The sequence below is a fragment of the Paenibacillus cisolokensis genome, from assembly GCF_018403665.1.
Taxonomy (GTDB): Bacteria; Bacillota; Bacilli; order Paenibacillales; family Paenibacillaceae; genus Paenibacillus_AH; species Paenibacillus_AH cisolokensis.
In genome coordinates this window covers 20,621-27,677 of sequence record NZ_BOVJ01000146.1, presented here as the reverse complement: position 1 = coordinate 27,677, position 7,057 = coordinate 20,621, and the positions used below count along the sequence as shown (strand labels likewise).

At 49.8% G+C, this 7,057-nt stretch carries 4 protein-coding genes and 1 pseudogene; all 5 read right to left on the bottom strand.

The genetic code is table 11. The annotated features are described in order from the left end of the window. Positions 1-368: 368 nt before the first annotated feature. Positions 369-713: a hypothetical protein gene (locus PACILC2_RS19310; protein WP_213530208.1), complete on the bottom strand. Its 345-nt coding sequence runs from the start codon at positions 711-713 to the stop codon at positions 369-371. 198 nt (positions 714-911) lie between these two features. Next, complete coding sequence (locus PACILC2_RS19305) at positions 912-1,703, bottom strand: carbohydrate ABC transporter permease (RefSeq protein WP_213530206.1); 792 nt, start codon at positions 1,701-1,703, stop codon at positions 912-914. 187 nt (positions 1,704-1,890) lie between these two features. Further along, complete coding sequence (locus tag PACILC2_RS19300; protein ID WP_244863654.1) at positions 1,891-2,721, bottom strand: carbohydrate ABC transporter permease; 831 nt, start codon at positions 2,719-2,721, stop codon at positions 1,891-1,893. A gap of 83 nt (positions 2,722-2,804) precedes the next feature. Next, positions 2,805-4,696, bottom strand: a pseudogene (locus PACILC2_RS27295) (DUF5696 domain-containing protein). Positions 4,697-5,064: 368 nt separating this feature from the next. Continuing rightward, positions 5,065-7,050 (bottom strand): YIP1 family protein, encoded by a 1,986-nt coding sequence (locus PACILC2_RS19285; RefSeq protein WP_213530200.1) that lies wholly within the window; start codon positions 7,048-7,050, stop codon positions 5,065-5,067. Between the last annotated feature and the right edge of the window lie 7 nt (positions 7,051-7,057).

The window sequence follows — 7,057 nt, the reverse complement described above, 5'->3', positions numbered from 1 at the left end:
TGCAGGATTGGTTGATTTAACACGAATGAAAACAGCAGCGAGCAGGCGCTAAGGCTAAACGGCTAAGGCTAAACGGCAGCGAGCAAGTGCTAGGGCTAAACAGTATCGACAGTTTTCAGGGCTAAACGGTAGCGAACAGGTGTCGGCTGCAATCGGGCGGCTCAATACCGTCGCGCAGCACGCCCCGGGACAACCTCTCATGCCCGTTACGCAGCGGCCCCGGGACAACCTCTCGTGCCCGTCGCGCAGCACGCCCCAGAGGAACCTGTCGCACCCGCCGCGCTCCCTCTTCATCGTTCCCTCCGTACCGCGCCGTTACAACCGGCAGAAGCTGTCTGGCGTTTTTTGTACAGCACCTTGTGCCTAGTTTACGGGCTCATCCGCCAAAAGGCCAGCGGGTCGAAATCCCAGTGCAGATAGTTGCTCGAATGCGGCAGCATGTTGTCGGCGCCGTCCATGGCGTCGCCCATCGCGACCACAGCGTCGCCCATGGCGCCGTCCATGGCGTCGACCTCGGCATCGTCCATGGCGCCGACCACAGCATCGCCCATAGCGTCGCCCATGGCGTCGACCTCGGCGTCGTCCATCGCGACCATAGCGTCGCCCATGGCGTCGACCACAGCATCGCCCATCGCGACCACAGCGTCGGCCCTATTGAGCAGGTCGACCGGATGTTGCGGATTGTCCGGCTCCTCCACCGGCTGCGTCGACAAGCAGCAGTGCTCGCAGATGTATTGGCTCAGCAGCTGCTTAAGCCAAGGCGCCTGGGTGTGCAGCGCCTTGGCTGAGCCACGCTATGCCGCCTTCAACAAGCACGGCCTTGAGCCGGGGAAACTTCCCGAATATCCCACCGCACGCTTTGCTCACAAGATGGTCCGCGCACATCTGGGACTGCCCCTTCGATTATTATGCTATTCGCCGGTAATGCCCGTCTTATCGATACTTTCCACAAACCACCGTTGAACGATCAAATAGAGGATCGCTAGCGGAATAATGGAAAGAAGAGTCCCCGCAAAAGCTTTGGCTTCCGTGAAATTCAGGTTCGGATTTTTGCTGAAATCGCCCCCTCCGCCGGCATTCACCGCCGCGCCGAAAGTATCCTGCAAATCTCCCAGCAGCATCGGAACCGTTTGGATTTTCCCGTCCAAATAAAAAGAGGTTAAGAACGTTTCGTTCCAATAGATCGAAAAGCCGTACACGCCTGTAATAATAAAAGCCGGTCCGGCCATCGGAAGCGCAATGTTCCAGAACGTTCGGAAGGCGCCCGCTCCGTCGATAAATGCGGCTTCTTCCAACGCTTTCGGAATCATTCTGAAAAATTGATAAAAAATGAGAATAAAAAGCGCCGCCTGCTCTCCTTGGCCGGTTAAAGCCGGTACGACCAACGCCCCGAGATTGCCTTTCAGCCCCATCTCCGTAAAAATTTGAAATCTCGGTATGAAAAACAGCGTCTTCGGAACGATGTAGGTAAACAGAAGCAGCGCAAACACGATTACTTTGCCTCTGAATGCGAAGCGTGCCAAACCATACCCGATCAGCGCCGAAGACAGGATGACGCTTACGGTGGAAGCTCCCGCTACCAAAGCGGTCGTAACGAAAGCGCCCGGCAGCTTTAGCGCCCTCCATGTCGTTTCGAAGTTAAACGTATACAGAGCGGTTGGCAGCCATTCGACGGTGTTGTCCACCAGATCCAGGTTCGACATGAAACTTACGGACAACATGTAGAGCAACGGGTACAAAAAACAAATCCGAATACCGTCAGCACCGCATAGGTTGCGGCTTTGTAAACGAGACCGTCGCTGATTTGCATTCCGAAAAACGCTTTTCTTACTGTCGGCATAAGGAGTATGATTCGATGTTTGATGCGTAAATACGTGCCCGTCAAATCGGTCACCTCCCTTTCGAGCTTCTGCTGCGAGTCGCATAATAGAGAATCGCGATCAGCAGGATCTGAACGGCGGAATAAAGGATGGCAAGCGCGGAAGCGTAGCCTTCGCGCCGGGAACCGTCATACTTGGACTCCATAATGATCGTATTGATCGGGTTCGCTTCGAAATTGGCCAGAAAAACGACCACATAAACGACGCATACGCTGACCAGCGGGTAAATCATCGGCAAGGTAATTTTCCAGAAAGAAGTCCATGGCGATGCTCCGTCGATCGACGCCGCCTCGTACATATCTTTGCTGATTTTCTGAAGCGCAGCCAAAAAAATCAAAATCGGTACGGCACTGTACCATAACAATTGAACGATCAGTTCGAAGAGGTCGACGATCAGCATCACCGCATGGCTGGAAGGAATGATCATCAAGAGCGTCTCCAGAATAAAACGGTTTGCCGCGATCGACATCCCGCCGTACGTGCTCATGTTGTCCATCAATTCGCCGTTTAAAATCAGGATCGGCAAAAAGAACAGTAGACGATAAAGCGATGTTCCTTTTATTTTCCGATTGAGCAAGAGCGCAATGATGACCGACAAAGCGATAATGACCGGAACGTACAACAACGTGCTGACAAAGAAATTTTGAGCTTCGATGACAAAGTCGATCTCTTCCAGCAAAATTCTGCTGTAATTGTCCATGCCGACCCATTTGTATCTCCAGCCGGTCTTGAGCCCGAAAGAAACATTATGAAAGCTCATGAACACGGTCCTGTACAACGGATAGGCGACAAATGCCAGGAAACCGATAATCCAGGGGCTGATGAAGAGCAAGCCGGTCAAGCCTTGTTTGCTTTTTATGCTCAAGCGGCGTTTTGCGGGCTTAACCTTTCCCGTTTGCACTTTGGCTTCGGCGGAAACAGTTGTCATAGAATCTCAAACCCTTTTGATTTAATTTTCACATCTTCATACATATAATCCGAGCCGTTGTAATTCATAATGATTTTCCTTCCGTTGTCGTATTCGACCAGGACCACTCCGGCATCCAGTATCGTATGATCGATCATTTCGCGGCCCGCTACTTCCTTTAACGCGCGATTTACGGTGGAGTAGTAAAAATCGATCCGATCCTCCAAATATTCGAGCTCCGAAGTATAGACATCGTTGGATGCGGTTCGTTTGATGTCGTATGTCGACTCGCCTGTCAGGACGAACGACGGATAAATGCCGAACTCTATCAACCTGAGCGCCGCATCGGCATCATTGGACGAAAAATTCATATACGAAGAATACATGTCCGTATAACCGCTTAAAACGAGCGGCACCAGCGGAATCGTCGCATCGATGAACAGCAGCTCGGAGGAAGCGACCGGCGCGTCGTAATATTCGCTGACATATTTGTAGAGATACGCATCAGGCTGATAAAGGGCGGTTTGAATGCCGTTATCGTTCAGAAGCTGCAGGAGATGCTCCACATATGCCATTCCCTCATTGGAATAACCGATCGTTCCATGATCGTAATGGGTAAACAGGCTTGTCCCGAAGCCGTCCAATGCCAGCGATCCGATGTCGTATTTTTGGAAAGCGGCGAGGTCTTTTTCCGCCAGCACTTCGAAATATTTGGGATTATTCAAGTAGTTGTACAACGATTTATTTTCATTCAGGACACTTGCGTCTTTTCGGTTCAACTTGCTCGCTGTATATCTCGTTTTTTCGTAATAAGATCTGGCATAGTCGACATAATAGCTAAACTTGATGCCTTTGGATGCGAAATATTCCGTCGTCTCCTGAAAAGCGGGGCTCCCGCCGAGATGTTTCATCACTTTGAAACGATAGGACCGGTCTTCTTTCACGAATGTTTTAAATGAAACGTTCAAACGATCGTATCCTTTGTCCGCCAATGTCCCGACAATTTCTTGCGCCTGCTTGTACGTGGTCGCCGGTACATCTTCAAGCCCCAACGTTCCCATCGTAATTTCGTTATTGATAAAGTCGATTTTCATCGGAACCTTGTCGTGAGTATTGTCCGCTTTCTTTGCCAGGCCGTCCTTCTTGACCAGAAAATCCCGGAAACCTTTCGCCACCCCGACATAATTGGCTTGCTTGCCGTTCAAAAAACGTAGCGCTGGACAAGGTCAAATCGATTGGGTTGCTCCTGAAATCCCAAGATGTGCTGATCTTCTTTCACCCTGCTTTGGAACTGGGCATAGGCCGTCCGATAGTTGTAAGTGAAGTACGATTGATAATAGTTCGTTTGCAAATTTTTCGACACATAATTATAAGTCGCGTAACTGGCGCCGTTCTCCGCGATAACGAGCACGCCGGCACGATCCGCATCGTGAATCATCCCGTAAATCGGCAAAGATACCCTTTCCAGCGGTTTGACGGCAATTCGGCGGGGATTGAGCTCAACCGTATTTTCATATCCCGGATCCTGACCATATACGGGGGCCGAATATCCGGTGGCATACTTCGGTGTTTCATTCAAGTTCACCATTGCGCCGGAACCGTCAGGAATCACGATATATCCGTCTTCCTTGGACGCCGCGCTCCCGAAGAACGGGAACACAATAATCTCGCTTAATGAAATGTCGTCGTTACCCGGCTTCCACAACTTGGGATTATATTCCTGAATGCTTTCACGCGGGATATGAACGATGACGTCTCCTTGCCGCAGCGTGACGGCCATATCGAATTTGATCTGCGCCTTCGTAAAATCAATCGTTACGGTAAAGCCGTCGTCTCTCAATCGGAATGTCTTTTCCGCCTTATCGCCCAGAATCGTCCTTCGCCCGGGCGTAAATTTGTCGTACGTCATGATCGATATGCCGGATTTGATATAAGCGATCATATCTGCGCTGTATCCGGCCTCTTGCATGTCCGTACCGACGTCATAGGAAAACCAGACATATCCGCTGCATTTGTCTTTGACGGCAATCGCAACGCTCTCTTCCTCGAGATAAAGCTCAAGCTGCTCATTATCGGCCACCTTTTTGAAGGTTTCCGGAACGGACGCTTCGGCGGCATGGGCAGCGCATGTTTTCGTCCCGTCGTTCACCGCAATGTCCTCGTAGTTGCTTTGCGCTACAGCCAATCCATATTTTACATCCTGACGATCACCCAACAAACAGCTGACGCCGAATATGGCCAAGATGAGAAATACGATTCCGTATTTCCATATTTTCACTACCATCTTTTGCTCGCCTCCGCAAACACGTCATGCACGAATCCAAGCAGCTGCCTGCCTATCGAATAAAAGACAAACAGGAACAATCCGATAATGAGCATCGTAAAGACGCTTCTAAAAATGACGCTCACGGTTTCGCCAACTTCATAATTATGGATGTCCTTGATCATGAAAAACATTAAAAATGCGACCCAGATCGTCATCGCCTGAACCGGCAAATGGTAAAATACCGACTGCTCTAACGTTAACCCGTTGCTGAGCAGGACGAGCGGCGGCAAGATCACAAGTACCGGACTCAAGGAGTAAGCGGTAGCGTTGTAGACATCCCTGAATTTCCCTTCTCCGTCAGCAATCGAGCAAATCAGGTAATTGGACAGCACCCATAAGACGGCAAGGCCGACCATACTTGCCAATTCATACACGACGTACCCTTGCTTCTGTACGAACAACGGGCTGGCATATTCGTAATGTACGATCAACAGCATGACGATCAGCAGATAGATAACGGTAGATGATACCCTCGACACCCGGTTTTCGTACTGGATTTGATAATATCCCTCCAGCGGCTGCTTTAAGAAAGTAAAAACATACAGCAAATCGTCCACGATTTTAATTGTTCTGACGCTCCTGAACGCACCGGATATTTTCGGGCCGTATCCGTACTTTCGGTTCAAATATTTATGGACATAATGAGCGAGCAAAACGGCGAGGAAGACGATAAATACGATGTTCAAGTGGTTTTGCAGCCAGGATTGGCGAATTTCCCAGAAAGCTTCCGATACGCCCGGGTTATATTTGGCATACCGGTATTCTTCCATGGCAGCGGCAGCATCTCCATCCCGGAAATAGGCGTCGCCCAAACCGATACGGGCTTTGTCAAAAAGCGAGTTATACTTGAGCGTGTACTTCCAAAGCTCCTTACTCTTTTGATAATCACCGTCTTGATAGGCATCCATCGCTTGGTGAACGGCATCGGCGAACTCTGTCGAGCGGTAGGTTTGAATGATTTTCGTTCCCTGATCGACGACGATCAGTTCGTCCGCAGAATTGGACGCCATGCTTACAGGCCGGTTCAGCAGGCCCAGCCGGCTGGAGTTGAAGTCTTTTCCCCCGAACAGGAACAACAAATTACCATACGAGTCATACTCGAAAATCCAACCGTCCGCACTGACGGCGAACACGTTGTTATGATTGCCGATCCATACGCTTTCCATGGAAAAGGTTCCGACCATTCGATCGGGGAAATAGTTCGTTCCCGATACGTTAAATTTCTTGATCGGATTGGTTTCGACGGATGAGGTAACCGTATAAATAAATCCTTTCTTATCGATTGCAAGATTGCTGGGAACATCGGAAAATACTTTCTGCACTTTCTCTTCCTGCACTTTTGTGAGAAAAAGAGAGCGCAATTGGTCCAGCAAAGGGACTTTTAACGGATTGGCGCCGAAGAATGTCATAAATTCTCCGTCTCGGTTCAGCATAATTAAACCGTTTACGGAACCGGTGCTTCGCACATAAATGTTGCCCCTCACATCTACCGCAACATGCGTCGGAGCGAACTCATAGCCTTCCGCGAAAATCGGCGAGTCCGGTTTGCCGATCTCTTGCACCAGTGTATGAGAGAGTTTGTCGAAAATCATAATTTTATTTGCCGACGTATCGACAACATAGATGGATTGGTCGGTTACAAACGTGCTTTTGATAGCGGAGAACTTATTGCTGGCGAGCTCTTTATAAAAACGAAAATTTCCGTCCAAGATCAAAATTTTGTTTAACGCGCTGTCCGTAATATAGACATAGTCCTGATCGTCGACAAATACGTGCTCAGGCATCTCCAGCCTTTGGCCGTTAATTACGCTGATTTGCGCGCCCGGCGTATAAGCGGCTTGCGTCTTGATCGTATAGCCTTCGCTGTCGCTGGTATAGGTGTAGTAAGGGGCATCAGCAGCCGCATACGCATGCGGCATAACGAAATAAACCAGCACGACTGCC